Origin of the sequence: Aquitalea sp. USM4 (genome assembly GCF_004328945.1) — a bacterium.
GTDB classification, from domain to species: domain Bacteria; phylum Pseudomonadota; class Gammaproteobacteria; order Burkholderiales; family Chromobacteriaceae; genus Aquitalea; species Aquitalea pelogenes.
Genome location: NZ_CP029539.1, coordinates 864,170 through 882,427, shown reverse-complemented (window position 1 = coordinate 882,427; position 18,258 = coordinate 864,170). Strand labels below are relative to the sequence as shown.

Here is an 18,258-nt window from a genome sequence, read left to right as displayed (position 1 = left end):
GGCAGGAAACAGCGGCGATGAACGGACAATAGCGCAGTCGGATGATGCTGCAGTGCGGAAACTTTTCTCCGGATAGCAGGTCACAAGAACCCCTTCACGGCATCCACTGCCACCATTCCGGTCGGTTTTCCAAACGCTGTTTTCAGCTTTCATTCGGATTTCCGAATCAATGCTATTGTATTTTTATTTTTATTCATAAAAATCATGTATTTACGTGCTAAAAATGTGAATTTTTCTTGGCACGCTTTCTGCTGTATAGAGCGTACTCAACACCGGCCATAAAGCCGGGTTACTCTGGAGAAACGCTCGTGAAAACCAACAAGATTACCCTGTGGGTCTTGATCGCCCTGGTGCTGGGCATCGCAGTCGGCTACGGCTGTCACACCTCGATTACCGATCCGAAACAACTGAAAGATGTTGCCGGTTACTTCTCCATCCTGACCGACGTGTTCATGCGTCTGATCAAGATGATCATTGCGCCGCTGGTGATGTCCACCCTGGTGCATGGCATTGGCAGCAGTGATTCCCGCTCTGTGGGTCGTGTTGGTCTGAAGGCCATGTGCTGGTTCATGGGTGCCTCGCTGGTTTCCCTGTTCCTGGGCCTGATTTTCGCCAACAGCCTGCAACCTGGCGTGGGTTACACCCTGCCGGTGGCTGATGCTGCTGCACCGGCCCTGAAGACCAGTGCGCTGAACCTGAAGGACTTCATCACCCACATGTTCCCCACCAGCTTCTTTGACGCCATGGCGAAAAACGAAGTGCTGCAAGTGGTGGTGTTCTCGGTGTTCTTCGGTTTTGCCATTGCTTCTTACAAGGGCCCGAAACCGGACATCCTGATGAAGGGTCTGGAACAGCTGGCCAACATCATGCTGCGCGTCACCAATATCGTGATGATGTTTGCCCCGGTTGGTGTATTCGGTGCCGTTGCTTCCACCATTACCGCTGATGGCCTGGGTGTGCTGTCCATGTACGCCAAGTTCATGGGTAGCTTCTACCTGGCCCTGGCTTGCCTGTGGATGCTGATGATTGCTGCTGCTTATGGCTTTGTTGGCAAGAAGATCTTCGCCCTGCTCAAAACCATCCGCATGCCGCTGATGCTGGGTTTTGCCACTGCCAGTAGCGAAGCTGCTTACCCGACCCTGCTGGAGCAGCTGGAACGCTTTGGCATCAAGGAACGTGTTTCCGGTTTTGTCCTGCCGCTGGGTTATTCGTTTAACCTGGACGGTTCCATCATGTACACCTCGTTTGCCGCCCTGTTCATCTCCCAGGTTGCCAACATCAACCTGACCCTGGGCCAGCAAATCACCATGCTGCTGATCCTGCTGATCACCAGCAAGGGTATTGCCGGTGTACCGCGTGCTTCGCTGGTGGTGGTGGCTGCCGTACTGCCGATGTTCAACCTGCCTGAAGCCGGCATTCTGCTGATTCTGGGTATCGACCACTTCCTGGACATGGGCCGTACCGCCACCAACGTGCTGGGTAATGCCATTGCCACTACCGTGGTGGCTGCTTCGGAAGGCGATATCGATGCCGAAGCTGCACATGCCAACCCGGCCCTGGCCGAAGATCAGGCCTGAGCCCCGGCGTCCCTGCCACGCATGAACAAATAAGAAATCAGGCGAGACTCCCCGCCCAGCCAAAGCTGCCGATACAGGCGGACAAGCTGGTGACGGGGGGATCGCTGCAGTGAGTTGCTCCCCGGCAACGTCATCTCCCACTTGTCTTTCTACAAAGGAAGAGACATGAAAAAAACCTTCAAAATGTTGTTGTCCAGCGCAGCTGTCATGGCTGCATTGTGTGGTCAGTCCGCCCAGGCGGCTGATGCGGCCAAGCCGCACGTGGTGATTCTGGCAACCGGTGGCACCATCGCCGGTACTGGCGCTACCAGTACCACCACCATTGGTTACACCGCAGCCAAGCTGGGCGTGGACAAGATGATTGCCGCCGTGCCCGAGCTGTCCAAGGTGGCTGATGTACGTGGCGAACAGGTTGCACAGATCGCCAGCGAAAGCATGACCAATGAAGTGTGGTTGAAGCTGGCCAAGCGTGTGAACGAACTGCTGGCCCAGAAGGATGTGGACGGCGTGGTGATTACCCACGGTACCGATACCATCGAAGAAACCGCTTACTTCCTGGACCTGGTGGTGAAGAGCAAGAAGCCGGTGGTTGTGGTGGGCTCCATGCGTCCGTCCACCGCCATCAGTGCGGATGGTCCGATCAACCTGTATAACGCCGTGATTCTGGCTGGCAGCAAGGATGCGGTTGGCAAGGGTGTGCTGGTTGCGCTGAACGACCAGATCAACGCCGCCCGCGAAGTCACCAAGACCAATACTTCCACTACCGACACCTTCAAGACGCCGGAACTGGGTTATCTGGGTTACATGCAGGACAACAAGCCGCACTTCTACCGCATGTCCACCCGCAAGAACACTGCGGATACCGAATTTGACATCTCCAAGCTGAACAGCCTGCCGCGCGTCGACATCGTTTACGGTTACGCCAACATGGACCGCGTGGCCATGGATGCCGACATTGCTGCCGGTGCCCAGGGCATCGTGCAAGCCGGTGTGGGCGATGGCAGTATTGCCGCCCAGATGATGCCTGCCATCCGTGACGCCCGTAAGAAGGGTGTGATCGTGGTACGCAGCTCGCGCGTGGGTAGCGGTATCGTGGCGCGTAATGGTGAAGCCAATGACGACCAGGAAGACCTGGTGGTGAGCGACACGCTGAATGCGCAAAAAGCCCGCATCCTGCTGATGCTGGGTCTGACCAAGACCCACGACACCAAAGAACTGCAACGCATGTTCTACACCTATTGAGCTGGCTGACAAGCGCTGCACCGGCCTGTCTGTCGACTGCGACACCCTTGGTGTGATCCCCCCGCAGCGACAGCATGGTGTGGCGACTGATCAAGCAGCCTTTGGCAAGCGGCCCCGGTGGCCGCTTTTTTTATGCCTGCAGCCCGGTGCCAGCCGGGACTACGGGGATGTCATCAGTCCGGTCATCCGCCGGGCCATCAACCCGCTTGGTTCAGACCGTATTTTTTCAGTTTGTCGAACAGGGTGGTCTTGGCCACTTTCAGCGCTTCGCTGGTGCGGCTCAGGCTGTAACCGTGGCGACGAAACTCCTCGGCAATCAGTGCCCGTTCGAAGGCTTCCACGGTTTCGGCCAGCGGCAGGCTCTGGCTTGGCTCGCCGGATTCCGACAGCGGGGTGCGAATGCCCAGCACATAGCGTTCGGCCACATTGCGCAATTCGCGCACATTGCCCGGCCAGTCGTAGGCCAGCAGTTCGGCTTGTTCATGGGCTTCTAGTTGCGGGGTGGGGCGGTCGAAACGGCTGGCCGATTGCAGCAGGAAATACTCGAACAGTAGCGGAATATCCTCGCGGCGTTCGCGCAGCGGCGGCAGTTGCAGCGTGACCACGTTCAGCCGGTAGTAGAGGTCGCTACGGAAGCTGCCATTATTGCCCATGGCTTTCAGGTCGGCCTTGGTGGCTGATATCACGCGACAGTCCACCGGAATGGGGGTGTTGGAACCCAGCCGCTCCAGCGTGCGCTCCTGCAGCACGCGCAGCATCTTGATTTGCAGCGGTAGCGGCATGCTCTCGATTTCATCGAGGAACAGCGTGCCGTTATTGGCATATTCGATGCGGCCGATGCGGCGTTTGGCGGCCCCGGTGAAGGCATGGGCCTCGTGGCCGAAAATCTCGCTCTCGAACAGGTTTTCTGCCAGACCGCCACAATTGACGGCGACAAAGTTGTGCTTCTGGCGACGGCTGATTTCATGCAGGCAACGCGCCACCAGCTCCTTGCCGGTGCCGGTTTCACCCAGGATCAGCACATTGGCCGAGGTATCGGCCAGGTCGGCAATCATGCGGCGCACTTTTTCCATGGCCGGCGAGCGGCCGATCAGGCGCGATTCCAGGCTTTGCTTGTCCTGCAGCTGACGGCGCAGGCTTTCCACTTCCAGGCTCAGGCGGCGCTGCTCCATGGCACGGCACACCACATCGTGCAGGCGCTCCGGAGAGAAGGGCTTTTCGATGAAGTCGTAAGCGCCGTCTTTCATTGCCTGTACCGCCAGGCTGACATCGCCATGACCGGTGATCAGGATCACCGGCAGGCTGGCATCACGGGCCAGCAAGTTGCGCATCAGCGCCATGCCATCCTGTCCTTGCAGGTGGATGTCGCTGACCACGACGCCGGGAAAGCCGGGGGTGAGCAGCGCCAGGGCCTGCTCGGCGCTGGCCACGCCGCGGGCATCCAGGCCTTCCAGCATCAGCGCTTGCTCGCAGCCCAGCCGCACGTCCGGATCATCTTCGACGATCAACACTTTCATCCCATCAAACATGACGGTTTTCCTTTGTGGCAAGCGGCAGGGTGATGGTGAACACGGCACCGCCCTGCGGGTGATTGTCGGCACTCAGGCTGCCACCGGCTTCGGCAATGATGCCGGCGCTCAGGGTCAGCCCCAGGCCCAGGCCGATACCGGCGGGCTTGGTGGTGACAAAGGGTTCGAACAGCTGGGCGCGCACCGACTCGTGCAGGCCAGGGCCGTTATCGCGGATTTGCAGCACCAGCTGGGTGGGCGTGCGATGACCGCTGATTTCAATCTGCCCCTCCGGGCGCTGTTGCAGCTCGTCCAGTGCATTGGCCAGCAGATTCACCAGCACCTGTTCAAAGCGGTTGGGGTCGCAACGCGCTTGCCAGGGTTCCGGCGCATTGGGGCGCAGAATCTGGATGCTGCTTCCCTCCAGCCGGTTGCGCAGCAATAACAGGGCGCTGTCGATGGCCATGCTGATGTCTACCGTACCCAGGCTGTTGGTGGACTTGCGCGAGTAGCTTTTCAGCGCACTGGTGATTTCGCCCATCTTGTCCACCAGCTGGCAGATGGTTTGCAAATTGGTGCGCACCGTGTCGGTTTGCGCGCGCTCCAGAAACTTGATGGCATTGCCGGACAAGGTGCGCAGTGCCGCCAGCGGCTGGTTCAGTTCGTGCGCCACACCGGTAGCCAGCTGGCCCAGTACTGCCAGCTTGCCTGCCTGCACCAGATTGTCCTGCGTCTGGCGCAAATGCTGTTCGGTCCGGATGCGTTCGCTGACTTCTTCTTGCAGTCGCTGATTGGTCAGCGACAGGTCGGCGGTACGTTCTTCCACCTTGCGTTCCAGCTCCCGGTAGGCTTGCTGCAGCGCTTCGCGCGCGGCCAGCTTGTCGCGCAGGCGGCGACGGCGCTCGTTCAGCCACAGAATGCCGGTCAGGCTCAGCAGTGTCAGCACTGCGGCCAGCGCGGCCCGGTTGTAGGCCAGCTGGTAGACCGGGTCCAGGCTGGACAGCACGGTGAGCCGCCAGCTGGACAGCGGCAGCTGCAAGGACTGGCCCAGCATGTCCCGCGGGTAGGCCAGGCGGCTGAGCGGCTTGCGTCCTCCCTGTTCCAGCCGGTAGATGTGGCTGCCATTGCCCAGGCTGCGCCGCTCTTCCAGCCCCAGTGGCGGCAGGCGTTTGCGGTTGTACTGCAAATTGCGGTCAAACGCGTCCTGCAGGGCCTTGCTGAAGGGTTTGAGCGTATTGAATTTCCAGCCCGGTTCGGTGGCCAGAATCACCACGCCGTTCTGGTCCGATACCATCACCGTGGTCTTGTTTTCCCGCCACAGCTTTTCCAGGTATTCCATATTCACCTTCACCACCGCCACCCCGATGATGCGGCCGTGGCTGCTCAGCGGTTCCGACAGATAGTAACCGGCTTCGCTACGGGTGGTGCCAACACCAAAAAAGCGGCCGGGCTGGCCGTTCATGGCATCGGTGAAGTAGGCGCGGAATGCGTCGTTCTCGCCCAGGTAACTGTCCGGCTGGCGCCAGTTGCTGGTGGCCTTGACCACGCCCTTGTCATCCATGATGTAAATGGCGCTGGCACCGGTGCGTTGGCTCAGGCGTTCCAGATAATCATTGGCGGCCTGCTGTCGCTGGACATCGTCCGGGGCATGCAGCAAACGGTCTACATAGGGGGACAGGCCCAGCAGGCTGGGCAGGCGGGCGTAATGCCCGATTTCACTTTCCAGGCTATTGGCATACAACTCCAGCCGCTGGGTATTGGCCGCACGCAGTTCTTCCAGCGAGCCGTCCACGCTGGCGCGAAAGGCACTGACGGCAGCAATGTCCATCAACACCAATAGCAGCGCAATTCGTAGCACGGTACGCAGTTTCAAGCGAAATCCAATCCTGAGGTCGAAAGTTGCCCGGCTGGCGGTCTGCTGGCCGTAAAACACAGCAAGGCGGCCCAGGGCCGCCTTGTTCAGATTAGTGGTGCCCCAGTTGACAGGGCCGGAGCTATTGTAGCAAAAGCATGGCGCTTCGCGTGGATGCTGACTGGCTCACAGATGACGCTCGAAGTGGCTGACCAGTCGCTTCAGATCATGCGCCGTGGTGTGCAATTGCTGGGCCACTTCACGCGTGGTGGCAATACTGTGGCTGTTCTGCTCGGTCAGCACGCTCATGGTTTCCATGTTCTGCGCCACTTCGGTGGAGACCGAGGACTGCTGTTGCAGCATCTCGGCCACATTGGCGGCAGAAGCCGACACGCCCTGATTGGCCTCGCGGATGGCTTCCAGGCTTTCACTGGCGGTGCTGATGGCGCTTTCCACGCCTTCCACCTTGTTCAGTGCCTGCTGGACGTTTTGCAGTACCTGGCGGGTACGTTCGTGCAGCACATTGATGGACTGTTCGATTTCCAGGGTATTGCCGGCAGTGCGCTCTGCCAGTTTGCGTACCTCATCGGCCACCACGGCAAAGCCGCGCCCTTGTTCTCCGGCCCGGGCTGCTTCGATGGCGGCATTCAGCGCCAGCAGATTGGTCTGGTTGGCAATCTCCTTGATTACCGAGGTGACCGAGCCGATTTCTTCCGCCGACTTTTCCAGCACCAGAATGGCATCACGGGTATGTTCGAACTCGCCCATCACCTGACGGGTGGCCTGGCTGGTTTCGCGCATTTTGTCTTCGCCCTGATCTGCCAGCCGGGTGGCTGCACTGGCGTGGCCTGCTCCTGTCTTGGTGGTGAGGGAAATCTCATTCACCGATACCGATAGCTGTTCCAGCGCGGCGGCAACGCGGGTGATGCCTTCCAGCGCGTGTTCACCGCGTTTTTCCAGATGGGTAGCTTCGGTATGGGTGGCGGTTGCCGCCTGGCTGATGTCATGCGCGCCGGTCACCACATCGGCCAGCACAGCACGGGTATTGATGCGCATGGTTTCCAGCATTTCCATCATCTGGCGCATGTCCTGGCAGCCGGACTGCGCTATCGGCTCCTTGAAATTGCCTTCCGCCAGCCTGCCCAGTCCTTGTTTGGCCTGTGCCAATGGTGCGGCGATGCCCTGGTAAATGAAGAAGGCTGCGCCAATCAGCCAGAGGATGCTACCTGCATTAAGAAGGTCGTGGACAATGCTGTCCGGCAGGATGAATTGGGCCAGCAAGGCCAGAATCGGCGGAAGAATGGCCAGCAACAGCAGGCGCTGCATGGAGAGCCCCTTGTGCTGGCGGGTGACCGGGAAGGGGCTGCGCTTGGCGCGGATTTCGGCATACAACTGCTCGGCCTGCTGGCATTGCTGCTTGTCCGGTGCGCTGCGCACCGACATGTAACCCACCGTGTTGCCGTTCTCCCGGATCGGCGTCACATAGGCATCCACCCAGTAATAGTCACCTTGCTTGCTGCGGTTCTTCACCAGGCCGCGCCATGGGTGGCCGGCTTCCACCGTGCGCCACAAGTCCTCGAATGCCTCGGCTGGCATGTCCGGATGCCGGACGATATTGTGTGGCTGACCAATCAGCTCATCCTCGGTAAAGCCGCTGATTTCGATGAAGGCACGATTGGCGTAAGTAATCAGCCCCTTGATGTCGGTCTTGGTGACGATGGGCCGTTTGGGATGCAAAAACAGCTCATGCTGGGTGACAGGCTGATTGTTACGCATGATTGATCTCTGAAAAATGACGGAGCATCCGGTGCCCGGCTGGCTATTACACAAGCTTGCTCAGCAGCCGGTCTCACTCCCAAAAAAAACGGAGCACTGATTGCGGTATAGCTGGAAAACTTAATGCCATAATCATTTTTTTGCAAAGACTATTTGATATCTGTATTTGAAAGTATTTGCAAATCAATAAATTTCCGGGTGATGACTGGCCAGAACTGCGCTCAGCTCGTCAGCAAAATGCTCAACCAGTGCCGACGCAGGACGGTGCAGCGGGCGAATCAGATTGACCCGGAACGGCAGCGAAACGGCCAGCGGGCGAATGCAGACACCTTGCCCGGCATATTCCTGCGCGGTGAGCGGATTGACCACTGCCATGCCTATGCCCTGGCGCACCATGCAGCACACTGATGCCGCGCTGTGGGTTTCCAGCACCAGTTGCCGTGTCACCCCAGCATTGGCAAACAGCATGTCCAGTTGCTGACGATAGATATCGCTGGCGGACAGGCTGATGAACGGCTGGCCGGCAAAATCACTGAGCTCCAGTACCGACTTGCTGCATAGCGGATGGGTGTCGGGCAGTACCGCCACTTCGTCAGCGCAAAACAGCTGTTGCTGGCTGGTGCCCGGTGGCTGGATATGGCTTTCGCTCAGTCCCAGATCATGGCGCTGTGCGGCCAGCCATTCTTCCAGCAGGGGGGATTCCTGCGGGGTGATATTCAGCTTTACCTTGGGATAACGGGCCAGAAAGCGTTGGCATGCCGCAGGCAGCACCGCCTGGGAAAACATGGGCAGGCAGGCAATGGATAGCTGACCGGTGTCGAAGTGACGCAAGGCGTGGGCGGTGCTGACAATCCGCTCCAGGCCCAGATAGGAACGCTGCACTTCTTCAAACAACTGCAAGGCTTGCAAGGTAGGGCGCAAGCGTCCGCGCACCCGTTCGAACAGCACCAGACCGCTGAGCTGTTCCAGCCGGGCCAGTTCCCGGCTGATGGTGGGCTGGGAGGTATGCAGCAAGGTGGCCGCTTCGGTCACACTGCCGCTGGTCATGATGGCGTGGAAAATTTCCACATGGCGCAGGTTGAAGGACATGGCAGCTTGTTCAGACAGGGAATGGTCATATCATAAATGAAAGACATGGTGATGAATTGATATTTTATTTTTGTCCATGCAGGCCTCACACTGCTGGAAAACCATGAATGGATTGCCATGAAAACCTTTGCCCCCTCCCGCCTGGCCGCACTGGCCGAACAGTTTTCCGCTCCGCTGTGGGTGTATGACGCACAAGTCATCCGTGAACGCATTGCCCAGCTCAAGCAGTTTGATGTCATCCGTTATGCGCAAAAGGCCAACTCCAATACCCATATCCTGCGCCTGATGCGCGAGCAGGGCGTGATGGTGGATGCCGTGTCGCTGGGGGAAATCGAAAGAGCGCGCCTGGCCGGTTACGACCTGAGCTCGGCCGAACCTTCCGAGGTGGTGTTCACCGCCGACGTGCTGGATCGTGCCACGCTGGACAAGGTGGTGGCCGAGCGCATTGTGGTGAATGCAGGCAGCATCGACATGCTGCGCCAACTGGGCGAACGCTCGCCCGGCCATCGGGTATGGCTGCGCATTAACCCCGGTTTTGGCCATGGCCACAGCCACAAGACCAATACCGGCGGTGAAAACAGCAAGCATGGCATCTGGCATGCCGACCTGCCGCAGGCACTGCAAGTGATTGCTGCCAGTGGTCTCAAGCTGGTGGGCATCCACATGCATATCGGTTCCGGGGTGGATTATGGCCATCTGCAACAGGTGTGCGGTGCCATGGTGGAGCTGGTGCGCAGCCTGGGACAGGATATCGAAGCCATTTCCGCCGGTGGTGGCCTGTCCATTCCCTATCGCGACGGTGACAGCCGCATTGATACCGAACACTATTTCCAGCTGTGGGACAGCGCGCGCAAGGAAGTGGAACAGCTGCTGGGTCACGCGGTGCGGCTGGAGATCGAACCGGGCCGCTTCCTGGTGGCCGAGTCCGGCGCGCTGGTGGCCGAGGTACGTGCGGTCAAGGATATGGGCAGCCGCCACTTTGTGCTGGTGGATGCCGGCTTCAACGACCTGATGCGTCCGTCCCTGTACGGCAGCTACCACGCCATTTCGGTACTGGAGCGCAATGGCACCGAAAAGTCCGGTGCCGTGCCGACGGTAGTGGCCGGCCCGCTGTGCGAGTCCGGGGACGTGTTCACCCAGCAGGAAGGCGGGGTGGTGGAAAGCCGCCAGCTGCCTGCAGCCGGGGTAGGCGACTGGCTGGTGTTCCATGATGCCGGTGCCTACGGTGCCACCATGTCTTCCAATTACAACAGCCGCCCGCTGTTGCCGGAGGTGCTGCTGGATGGCGATGAGGCCAGGCTGATCCGTCGCCGCCAAACCATGGCCGAGCTGCTGGCGCTGGAGACGGTGTAAATCCGGCTTTGCGGTGGGGTGATCTGCGCATTCCACCCAATGCACAAAGGGCAGGAATCTGCTCGCGCGGATGATGGTTTGCATGCCGCTTCCGCGTGGCGGACGGGAAAGGGATCCTTGCCTGGCCAAAGATCCCTTTCATCCCTTGCACAATGTTGCTGCCCGGGTTTGCTTAGAAATCGGTCCGCATCATCATCCAGGCGGTGCTGGCGCTGGATTTGCTCCAGGCCAGCGCGCTTTGTCCCCCGGCATTCTGCCGTACCGCGCCGTAACCTGCTTGCAGCAGGCTGCGCTTGCTCAGGGTGTATTCCACGCCGGCAGCCCACTGATTGGCCGACCAGTTCAGATGCTGGCCATCCATGTAAACCCGGCCTCGGTGTGAGTACTGCAGCATGGGTTTGAACGCCCCCAGCTGATAACCGGCACTCAGCGCCACCACCTGGCTGCTCAGCTTGTTATTCCCGGTCTGGGCAATATTGCTTTGCTGCAGGATGCCGGGAATCTCGAAATCATTACTGCCATCCTTGTTTTGATGAGCATTGCCATACAGGCGGATTTTCTGCACGGTGGCCGCCAGTTGCAGCGCTGCACCGCGATAACCCATCTCCACACGGTGAATGGCGCTGTTATTGGTATCAACCGTGTTCAGCCGGGTCATCCAGGCATAGTTGATGAAATAGCCGGCATCGGCATATCCCAGCCGCAAGCCCCAGGTTTCGCCGGCCTTGCGGCTGGCACGCTGACTTTCGCCTGCGCCATATTGCAGTGATGCCTCCATGCCCTTCCAGCGCGGGCTGTCGTAACGCAGGCTGTTCTTGGCGCGGCTGTCGCCGTAATTGTTGCTGCCGAAAATATCGCGGGCTTCATACAGCGGGTAGGCAATGCCGCTGTTGGCTTCGCGGCGCGGGCTGGCAAAGATGTCGGTCGCCTGGGTGCTGGTCAGCACATCATCCAGATAGCCGGCACGCAGTCTGCCCCAGCTGTCCTGCACGCCGATAAAGCTCATGCGGTTGGCCAGGGTGCCGCTGCCGGTGCCGCCGGTAGGCATGCCGTCCATGGCCAGTCCGGTTTCCACCTGCCAGATGGCTTGCAGCTGACCATCCAGCTGTTCACTGCCCTTGAAACCGATACGACTGCTGAAGTCGTCAATGCCGGTGGTGCGCTTGAAACGGGTATCTACACTTTGCATGCTGTCGATACCAACGCGCAGGCTGCCGTACAAAGTGGTCTCAGCCATGGCCATGGCTGGAAGCAAGCTGAGCAGGGTGCAGGAGAGGATGCGGCTGGACATGATGTTTCCTGAGAGGTGACGGGACAAAAAAACCTTCCGCTGAACAAGGGGAAGGTCGGTGCGGTGCAGAGTGTGCAAATCCGGCGTGTCTGGCGTCAATGGCTCAGGGATTGGTGGGCTGTTAGCGTGTTTTTACGATAATTTGCCTGTTTTCAGGGGTATTTTCGTTTAATTACCATTCATTTTCGGCGACACTGCTGGCCACGGTGCTGCTGTGGGCCGGCAAGGACTGTACGGAGTGCCTGGAAAGTGGGTAGTCGCCAGGAAAATTCAGCATGTTGATTGGCAAGTGGATGGCCGTAATGCTGCCAATCAGACTACTGCTGCAGAAATTTCATGCACAGCCGGCCACAATGCAAACGCCCCCGGCAGGCGGGGGCGTGCGGCAAGCGGATGCAGCCTGACGCTTACATATTCATGTTGTTGATGACAAATTTGACGCCAGGTACTTTTTCGGCAATCACGCCGGCTTTGTACATTTGCTGGTCGTCGGTCATCTTGCCGTCGATGGTGACTTCCTGCTTCTTGCTGACTACATGCAGATTCAGGGCCTTCAGTTCCGGGTCGCTGTCCAGCGCGTTCTTGACGTTGCTTGCCAGTTGTTCATCGCTGACCGGGGCGTCCTCGGCGTGGGCGATGACAGCGTGCGAACCCATGAACAGGGCCAGGCTAGCCAACAGGGCGGAACGGGCGAAAAGGCGTTTCATCGGATATCTCCTTGCTTCAAGCTGAGTGATGGCCTGGCCAAGCTTGTAGTAGCGCGCCAGTGAATGATGTTGTGCACGCCATGTTAGCCAGCTTTGTTTGCATTTTTGTTGCAGCTCGATGAAATGCGCAGACGGCAGAACCGGCAAGCACGCTGACGGTCCCAAGGCCTTGTCCGTGCAGCTTGTTCCGCTGCGCGGTAACATGGGCGACCGGTGCTGGCTGCCGGTTTTTCTTACCTATCTTCTCGATGTTGCAAATCATGTTCAGACGCTTGCTGTTACTGCTGCCGCTTATCTGGCTGGCCGCCTGCTCCACCACGTCAACCCCACCGTCGTCTGTCGGCAGTGGCCCGCTCAGCCCGTCAGCCTTGCCCTACTGGCAACAGCAGCGCACCGGCGATACCCTGCAAGCCTTGTTGCAAAGCTGCAAGGTATTGGCGCGCAAGTCCGTCTGGCAGCCAGTTTGTAGCGATGCCTCCCGTGTTGCCGAACAAGACGAGGGACAGGTCCGCCAGTTTTTCGAACAGCGCTTCAATGCCTGGGCGGTACAGGATGCGGGCAATGGCAATGGTTTGATCACCGGGTATTACGAACCCTTGCTCAATGGCAGCCGCACGCGCAGCGCACGCACGCCATGGCCGGTATACGGTGTGCCCGCCGACTTGCTGGTGCTGGATTTCCCGCCGGCAGCGCGTGGCAACAGTGTGCTGGTGGCACGCAAGGTAGCGCATAACCGTTTGCAATGGCTGCCGGGCAAGACCCAGGCCGGTAGCGGGGAAATCGAAATCCATCCGGCAGATTTCCCGGCTGATAACCGCAGCGGCAAGCTCAAGGGCCGTCTGTCGGGTAACCGCTTGCTGCCGTATTACACCCGCGCAGAAATCGCCCAGGGCAAGGGGGTGGCCAGCGCCCCGGTACTGGCCTGGGTGGAAGACCCGGTGGAACTGTTCTTCCTGCAGGTACAAGGGTCGGGCCGCATTCAGCTGGAAGATGGCAGTTTCCTGCACCTGGGTTATGCCGAACAAAATGGCTACAACTACCAGTCCATCGGCAAATGGCTGGTGGATAAAGGGGAAATGACGCTGGCCAATGCCTCGATGCAGGGCATACAGGCCTGGATCAAGGCCAACCCGGGACGTCAGCAGGCGCTGTTCGACGTCAATCCCAGCTATGTGTTTTTCAAGACCCTGCCCGGTGGCGACAGCGGCCCGGCTGGTGCGCTGGGGGTTCCGCTGACCGGTGGTTACAGCATTGCGGTGGATCCGCGTTATATCCCGCTGGGAACCCCCGTTTTCCTGTCCACCAGCTGGCCGGGTAGTGCACAGCCGCTGGCGCGGCTGGTACATGCCCAGGACACCGGCAACGCCATTCGCGGTGCGGCGCGGGCCGATTTGTTCTGGGGCTTTGGCAGTGAGGCCGGCATGTATGCCGGCAGGATGAAACAGAACGGCAAGCTGTGGATGTTGCTGCCCAAAGGCATGACGCCTTCCATGGCGGCACTGCCGTGAGCAATGCCGGTACAACAATAAAAAGTGGAAGCTTGAAACAATGAAGTCAGCCAGCTTGGGGTGGTGCGTTTTGCTGATGATGTTGACCGCTTGCCATGGTGTGCAGGACGGGGGCGCGGCGGACAAGCCGGCCTCTGCCGCTGCCGCACAGACCATGGCGCGGACATTGTCGCGGGCCGATGTGGTGGTGGCACGGCCCGGTGTGCTGCGTGACACCTTGCCGTTCACCGGGACACTGACGGCGTTGAAAAGCAGCAGCATTGCTGCCGAAGTGGAAGCCCGGGTGGAGCAGGTGCTGGTACGGGAAGGGGAGACGGTAAAACCCGGCCAGGTGCTGGCCCGGCTGGATTCCGAATCGCTGGATCAGTCGGTGACCGAGCAACAGGCCCAGCTGGCGGCCAATCAGTCGCGGCTGAAACTGGCGCGTATCAAGCTGGATAAACAGCACGAACTGCTGCAAAAGGGCTTTATCTCCCAGCTGGCTTATGACGAGGCGGAAAGCGAGTACACCGTGCGCCAGGGCGAATTGCAGGCGCAAACCAGCCAGTTGGCGCGTGCCCGCCGCCAGCAGGCGGACAGTGTGGTCCGTGCGCCGATTGCGGGCGTGGTGTACGAACGCAAGATCAATCCCGGTGAAATAGCGGCCCGCAATGCCCGGCTGTTTTCCATTGCCGATTTGTCAGTGCTGGAACTCAGCGCCAGCGTGCCATCGCAGTGGATAGGTCAAATCAAGGCGGGGCAGCAGGCACGTTTCAGTGTGGAAGGCCTGCCCGACGAGGTGCTGGGGGACGTGGTGCGGGTCAACCCGGTGGCGCAAAGCGGCACCCGCAGCTTCCTGATTTACATCCGGGTGAATAATACGGATGGCCGCCTCAAGGCAGGCCAGTTTGCCAAGGGCGGCCTGGTATTGCATGAAGAGCGCGGGCAGGTGGTGCTGCCGCAGGATGCGGTACAGGATTTGTCCGGCCATCCCTGGGTGATGCTGGTGGAGAAGGGGCGCTTGCAGCGCCAGCCGGTGCGTGTGTTGTTATGGTCGCAGACCGAACACAAGGTTGCCGTGGCCGGCCTAGCAGCTGGCAAGGTGCTGTTGGCGGCGCCCTTGCTGGGCGTGAGCAGCGGCGATGCCGTGATCCTGCCGACCGATCTCAAATAAGGGGAATGGCATGTGGTTGACCCGCGTCAGCGTGCGCAATCCCTATTTCGCTACCGTCCTGATGCTGTCCCTGCTGGTGCTGGGACTGTTTGCCTGGACGCGACTGCCGGTGGAAGAGCTGCCGGACATCCGTTTCCCGGTGGCCGTGGTCAGCACCGGGTATGGCGGTGCCTCGCCCGAAGTGGTGGAAAGCGAAGTGACCCGCCCGCTGGAAGAGGCCATCAATACCATCAACGGCATCAAGCACATCCGTTCCTATTCGTTTGAAGGCAGTTCCACCATCGTGGTGGAGTTTGCGCTGACGGTGGACCCGGCGGTGGCGGTGCAGGATGTGCGCGACCGGGTGGGCGGTGTGCAGGGCCGTTTCCGCCGCGAAATCGGCACGCCGTCGGTGTCGCAGTTCAATCCTAACGATCAGCCCTTGCTGTCCATCACCTTCAGTTCGGACCAGGTGTCGCAACGCAGCTTGACCACCTGGCTGGAAAACACCCTGAAAAAACGCCTGCAGATGGTGTCCGGCGTGGGCGAAGCCAAGGTGGTGGGCGGGCTGAGGCGGCAAATCCGCATTGATGTCGACCCTTACCGGCTGGAGTCCAGCGGCCTGTCCTTGCAGGAAGTGGCCGATGCCATCCGCGCCGGTAACCGGGACTTCCCGGCCGGGGCGGTCAGTAGTGCCAGCAACGAGCTGAATGTGCGGGTCAGTGGCAAGCTCAAGTCGCCGGAAGACTTTGCCAGCCTGGTCACCGGTTACCGCAATGGCAGCCCCATCCGGCTGTCGGATGTCGCCAGTGTTAGCGATGCCGAAGCCGAAGCCAGCAGCACGGCCTTGATTGATGGCAAACCCGGGGTGGGTATCGATATCCGGGCGGCGCGTGGGGCCAATGTGGTGGAAGTGGCCAATGGCGTGAAGCAGGTGATCGATGCCATGCAAGGCCGCATGCCGGCCGGCACCCAGGTGCACTTCACCTACGACAAATCCGTCGAGGTGAAAAAGTCGCTGGCTAATGTGGAGGCCACCTTGCTGGAAGGTGCGGCGCTGACGGTGCTGATCGTATTCCTGTTTCTGGGCAGCTGGCGCAGTACGGTGATTACCGGTCTCACCTTGCCGGTGGCGCTGGTGGGCACCCTGTTTGCCCTGCAGGCGCTGGGCTTCACCCTCAACCTGATGACGCTGATGGCACTGTCCCTGTCTATCGGCCTGTTGATTGACGACGCCATCGTGGTGCGGGAAAACATCGTGCGTCATCGCCAGCTGGGCAAGAACCATGTGCAGGCGGCGCTGGATGGCACCAATGAAATCGGCCTGGCGGTACTGGCCACCACCCTTACCGTGGTGGCGGTGTTTCTGCCGGTAGGCTTCATGAGCGGCATCATCGGCAAGTTCTTTCACCAGTTCGGCCTCACCGTAACGGTAGCCGTGCTGATTTCCATGCTGGTCAGCTTCACGCTGGACCCTATGCTGTCTTCCATCTGGCCGGACCCGCACCAGCATGGCGACCGGCACCGTGGCCCGCTGGGGCGCATGCTGGACTGGTTCGAGGCTTCGCTCGACCGGTTGGCACAGCGCTATGTGGGCGTCATCGGCTGGTCGCTGGCGCATCGCAAGACGGTACTGTCGCTGGCTGTCCTGCTATTGCTGGGCAGCTTCATGCTGTTGCCGCATATCGGCGGCGAATTCATGCCGCGTCAGGACAAGGGCAAATTCTCGCTATCCTTCAAGACGGCTCCCGGCTCCTCGCTGGATTACACCGTGGCCAAGGGCCGCGAGCTGGAAGCCCTGCTGCGTCAGCTGCCTGATGTGCATTCCATCCAGCTGACGGCCGGTAGCAGCAGCTTTGGCGCCAGCAAGAGTGACGGCCAACTGGTGGTGGACCTGGGGGACAAGAACAGCCGCCGGCACAGCCTGTTTTCGTTGATGCAGCAGGCCCGCGCCAAGGCTGGCCGGGTGGCTGGCGTGGAGGTGGAGTCCATCGAGGAAATGGGCAAGGAAGGCCCCGGTGGCAAGCCCATCAGCATCGGCTTGCGCGGCAGTAGTCTTGCCGAGCTGGATGCCGCTGCCAGCCAGCTGATGAGCCGCCTGGCACGGGTAAGAGGGGTGGGCGATCTGCAAAGCAGCCTGTCCGATGCCGACCCGGCCATCAAGCTGGAAGTACGCCGCGATGCCGCCGCCAGCCTGGGGGTGGACCTCAACAAGGTGGGCAGCACGCTGTCGCAGCTGCTGGCCGGGGATGTGGTCAGCACCTGGGAAGCGCCGGATGGGGAAAACTACGATGTGTTGCTGCAAGTGCCGCGTGCCGAGCGCAGCAATGCCTTGCTGGACATCATTACCGTGGCAGGACGGGCCGATGCCAATGGCGCGGCCAGCATGGTGCCGCTGTCCACGGTGACCCGGCTCAGTCCGGGGCTCAGCCCGCGCCAGATCGACCGGGTCGACCTGCTGCGCCAGGTGACGGTCACCGGCAATATCGCCGGGCGCGATGCCGGTTCGGCCTTTGCCGATATCAGCAAGATCACCGCCAGTCTCAAGCTGCCCGCCGGGGTCAGCCTGGCCGAAGAGGGCGAGCGGCGCGACATGGAAGAGTCGCTGGGCTATGCCTTGCAGGCGCTGGCCATGGGGGTGATCTTCATCTACATGATCCTCGCCGCCCAGTTCCGCAGCTTCACCATGCCGCTGGCCATCATGGTGGCGCTGCCGCTGGCCTTTGTCGGCGTGTTCGTGGCGCTGTGGCTGTCCGGTTCCACGCTCAATATGTTTTCCGTCATCGGCATCATCATGCTGATGGGCTTGTGCGCCAAGAACGGCATCCTGCTGGTGGATTTCATCAACCAGTCGCGCCGCGAGGGCATGGCCCGTACCGAGGCCATCATTGCCGCCGGCCAGGTGAGGCTGCGGCCCATCATGATGACCAGCCTGGCCATGATCTTCGGCATGCTTCCCATGGCCGTCGGCAGCGGGGAAGGGGTGGAAACACGCGCCCCGATGGCCTTTGCCATCATCGGCGGCATGGTGAGCTCCACCGTGCTGACCCTGCTGGTGTTGCCGGTGGTGTACAGCTATCTGGATGGTGTGCGCCAGTTCTTGCGGCGCAGGCTGGCAGCCGGCAGTCAGCAGCCGGCCGGGGAAGATGGTGCAAGGAAAGACTGACCCAAAGGTCAGCTAGACAACAGCTTCGTTTTCTATAATCGGATTCTTGCTTCTGTC

At 60.2% G+C, this 18,258-nt stretch carries 12 protein-coding genes; 6 read left to right on the top strand and 6 right to left on the bottom strand.

The window, feature by feature from the left end:
• Window positions 1-308: 308 nt before the first annotated feature.
• Window positions 309-1,577 carry a dicarboxylate/amino acid:cation symporter gene (locus DKK66_RS04125; RefSeq protein ID WP_131355737.1) on the top strand — a complete coding sequence of 423 codons (1,269 nt, stop codon included), beginning with the start codon at window positions 309-311 and terminating at the stop codon, window positions 1,575-1,577.
• 165 nt (window positions 1,578-1,742) lie between these two features.
• Window positions 1,743-2,819 (top strand): type II asparaginase, encoded by a 1,077-nt coding sequence (locus tag DKK66_RS04120; protein WP_082696095.1) that lies wholly within the window; start codon window positions 1,743-1,745, stop codon window positions 2,817-2,819.
• A 197-nt stretch (window positions 2,820-3,016) separates the two neighbouring features.
• Here DKK66_RS04120 and DKK66_RS04115 read toward each other — a convergent pair whose 3' ends face one another.
• The 4 genes from DKK66_RS04115 to DKK66_RS04100 all read right to left on the bottom strand — a co-directional run bounded on the left by DKK66_RS04115 (window position 3,017) and on the right by DKK66_RS04100 (window position 9,044).
• The gene (locus DKK66_RS04115) at window positions 3,017-4,348 is read right to left on the bottom strand and encodes a sigma-54 dependent transcriptional regulator (RefSeq protein ID WP_062789516.1); all 1,332 of its coding nucleotides are present in this window, start codon (window positions 4,346-4,348) and stop codon (window positions 3,017-3,019) included.
• Window positions 4,341-6,200 (bottom strand): ATP-binding protein, encoded by a 1,860-nt coding sequence (locus DKK66_RS04110; RefSeq protein WP_207389849.1) that lies wholly within the window; start codon window positions 6,198-6,200, stop codon window positions 4,341-4,343. The genes DKK66_RS04115 and DKK66_RS04110 overlap by 8 nt, the downstream gene beginning before the upstream one ends.
• Before the next feature lie 165 nt (window positions 6,201-6,365).
• The gene (locus DKK66_RS04105) at window positions 6,366-7,955 is read right to left on the bottom strand and encodes a PAS domain-containing methyl-accepting chemotaxis protein (protein ID WP_131355734.1); all 1,590 of its coding nucleotides are present in this window, start codon (window positions 7,953-7,955) and stop codon (window positions 6,366-6,368) included.
• A gap of 183 nt (window positions 7,956-8,138) precedes the next feature.
• Window positions 8,139-9,044, bottom strand: coding sequence for a LysR family transcriptional regulator (locus DKK66_RS04100; protein ID WP_131355731.1), 906 nt, complete (start codon window positions 9,042-9,044; stop codon window positions 8,139-8,141).
• Window positions 9,045-9,161: 117 nt separating this feature from the next.
• Between DKK66_RS04100 and lysA the strand changes: the two genes are divergently transcribed.
• Entirely contained in the window at window positions 9,162-10,397 is a 1,236-nt protein-coding gene (gene lysA / locus DKK66_RS04095; RefSeq protein WP_045845451.1) for a diaminopimelate decarboxylase, read from the top strand.
• Window positions 10,398-10,569: 172 nt separating this feature from the next.
• On the opposite strand, the gene DKK66_RS04090 is transcribed toward lysA, so the two are convergent.
• Window positions 10,570-11,688 (bottom strand): porin, encoded by a 1,119-nt coding sequence (locus DKK66_RS04090; protein ID WP_131355728.1) that lies wholly within the window; start codon window positions 11,686-11,688, stop codon window positions 10,570-10,572.
• A 407-nt stretch (window positions 11,689-12,095) separates the two neighbouring features.
• Window positions 12,096-12,395 (bottom strand): BON domain-containing protein, encoded by a 300-nt coding sequence (locus tag DKK66_RS04085; RefSeq protein ID WP_045845453.1) that lies wholly within the window; start codon window positions 12,393-12,395, stop codon window positions 12,096-12,098.
• Between the two features lie 260 nt (window positions 12,396-12,655).
• Between DKK66_RS04085 and DKK66_RS04080 the strand changes: the two genes are divergently transcribed.
• From DKK66_RS04080 to DKK66_RS04070, 3 genes are all read left to right on the top strand, one after another.
• Window positions 12,656-13,903, top strand: coding sequence for a murein transglycosylase A (locus tag DKK66_RS04080; protein ID WP_242673567.1), 1,248 nt, complete (start codon window positions 12,656-12,658; stop codon window positions 13,901-13,903).
• A 76-nt stretch (window positions 13,904-13,979) separates the two neighbouring features.
• Entirely contained in the window at window positions 13,980-15,056 is a 1,077-nt protein-coding gene (locus DKK66_RS04075; RefSeq protein ID WP_131355725.1) for an efflux RND transporter periplasmic adaptor subunit, read from the top strand.
• A gap of 10 nt (window positions 15,057-15,066) precedes the next feature.
• Complete coding sequence (locus DKK66_RS04070) at window positions 15,067-18,201, top strand: efflux RND transporter permease subunit (protein WP_131355721.1); 3,135 nt, start codon at window positions 15,067-15,069, stop codon at window positions 18,199-18,201.
• Window positions 18,202-18,258: the final 57 nt, after the last annotated feature.

Bases quoted from the DNA above. Each gene is read 5' to 3' on its own strand.
- DKK66_RS04105 (WP_131355734.1), bottom strand. From the start codon at position 7,955: ATGCGTAACAATCAGCCTGTCACCCAGCATGAGCTGTTTTTGCATCCC.
- DKK66_RS04085 (WP_045845453.1), bottom strand. From the start codon at position 12,395: ATGAAACGCCTTTTCGCCCGTTCCGCCCTGTTGGCTAGCCTGGCCCTG.
- DKK66_RS04090 (WP_131355728.1), bottom strand. From the start codon at position 11,688: ATGTCCAGCCGCATCCTCTCCTGCACCCTGCTCAGCTTGCTTCCAGCC.
- DKK66_RS04080 (WP_242673567.1), top strand. From the start codon at position 12,656: ATGTTCAGACGCTTGCTGTTACTGCTGCCGCTTATCTGGCTGGCCGCC.
- DKK66_RS04100 (WP_131355731.1), bottom strand. From the start codon at position 9,044: ATGTCCTTCAACCTGCGCCATGTGGAAATTTTCCACGCCATCATGACC.
- DKK66_RS04120 (WP_082696095.1), top strand. From the start codon at position 1,743: ATGAAAAAAACCTTCAAAATGTTGTTGTCCAGCGCAGCTGTCATGGCT.
- lysA (WP_045845451.1), top strand. From the start codon at position 9,162: ATGAAAACCTTTGCCCCCTCCCGCCTGGCCGCACTGGCCGAACAGTTT.
- DKK66_RS04070 (WP_131355721.1), top strand. From the start codon at position 15,067: ATGTGGTTGACCCGCGTCAGCGTGCGCAATCCCTATTTCGCTACCGTC.
- DKK66_RS04115 (WP_062789516.1), bottom strand. From the start codon at position 4,348: ATGTTTGATGGGATGAAAGTGTTGATCGTCGAAGATGATCCGGACGTG.
- DKK66_RS04075 (WP_131355725.1), top strand. From the start codon at position 13,980: ATGATGTTGACCGCTTGCCATGGTGTGCAGGACGGGGGCGCGGCGGAC.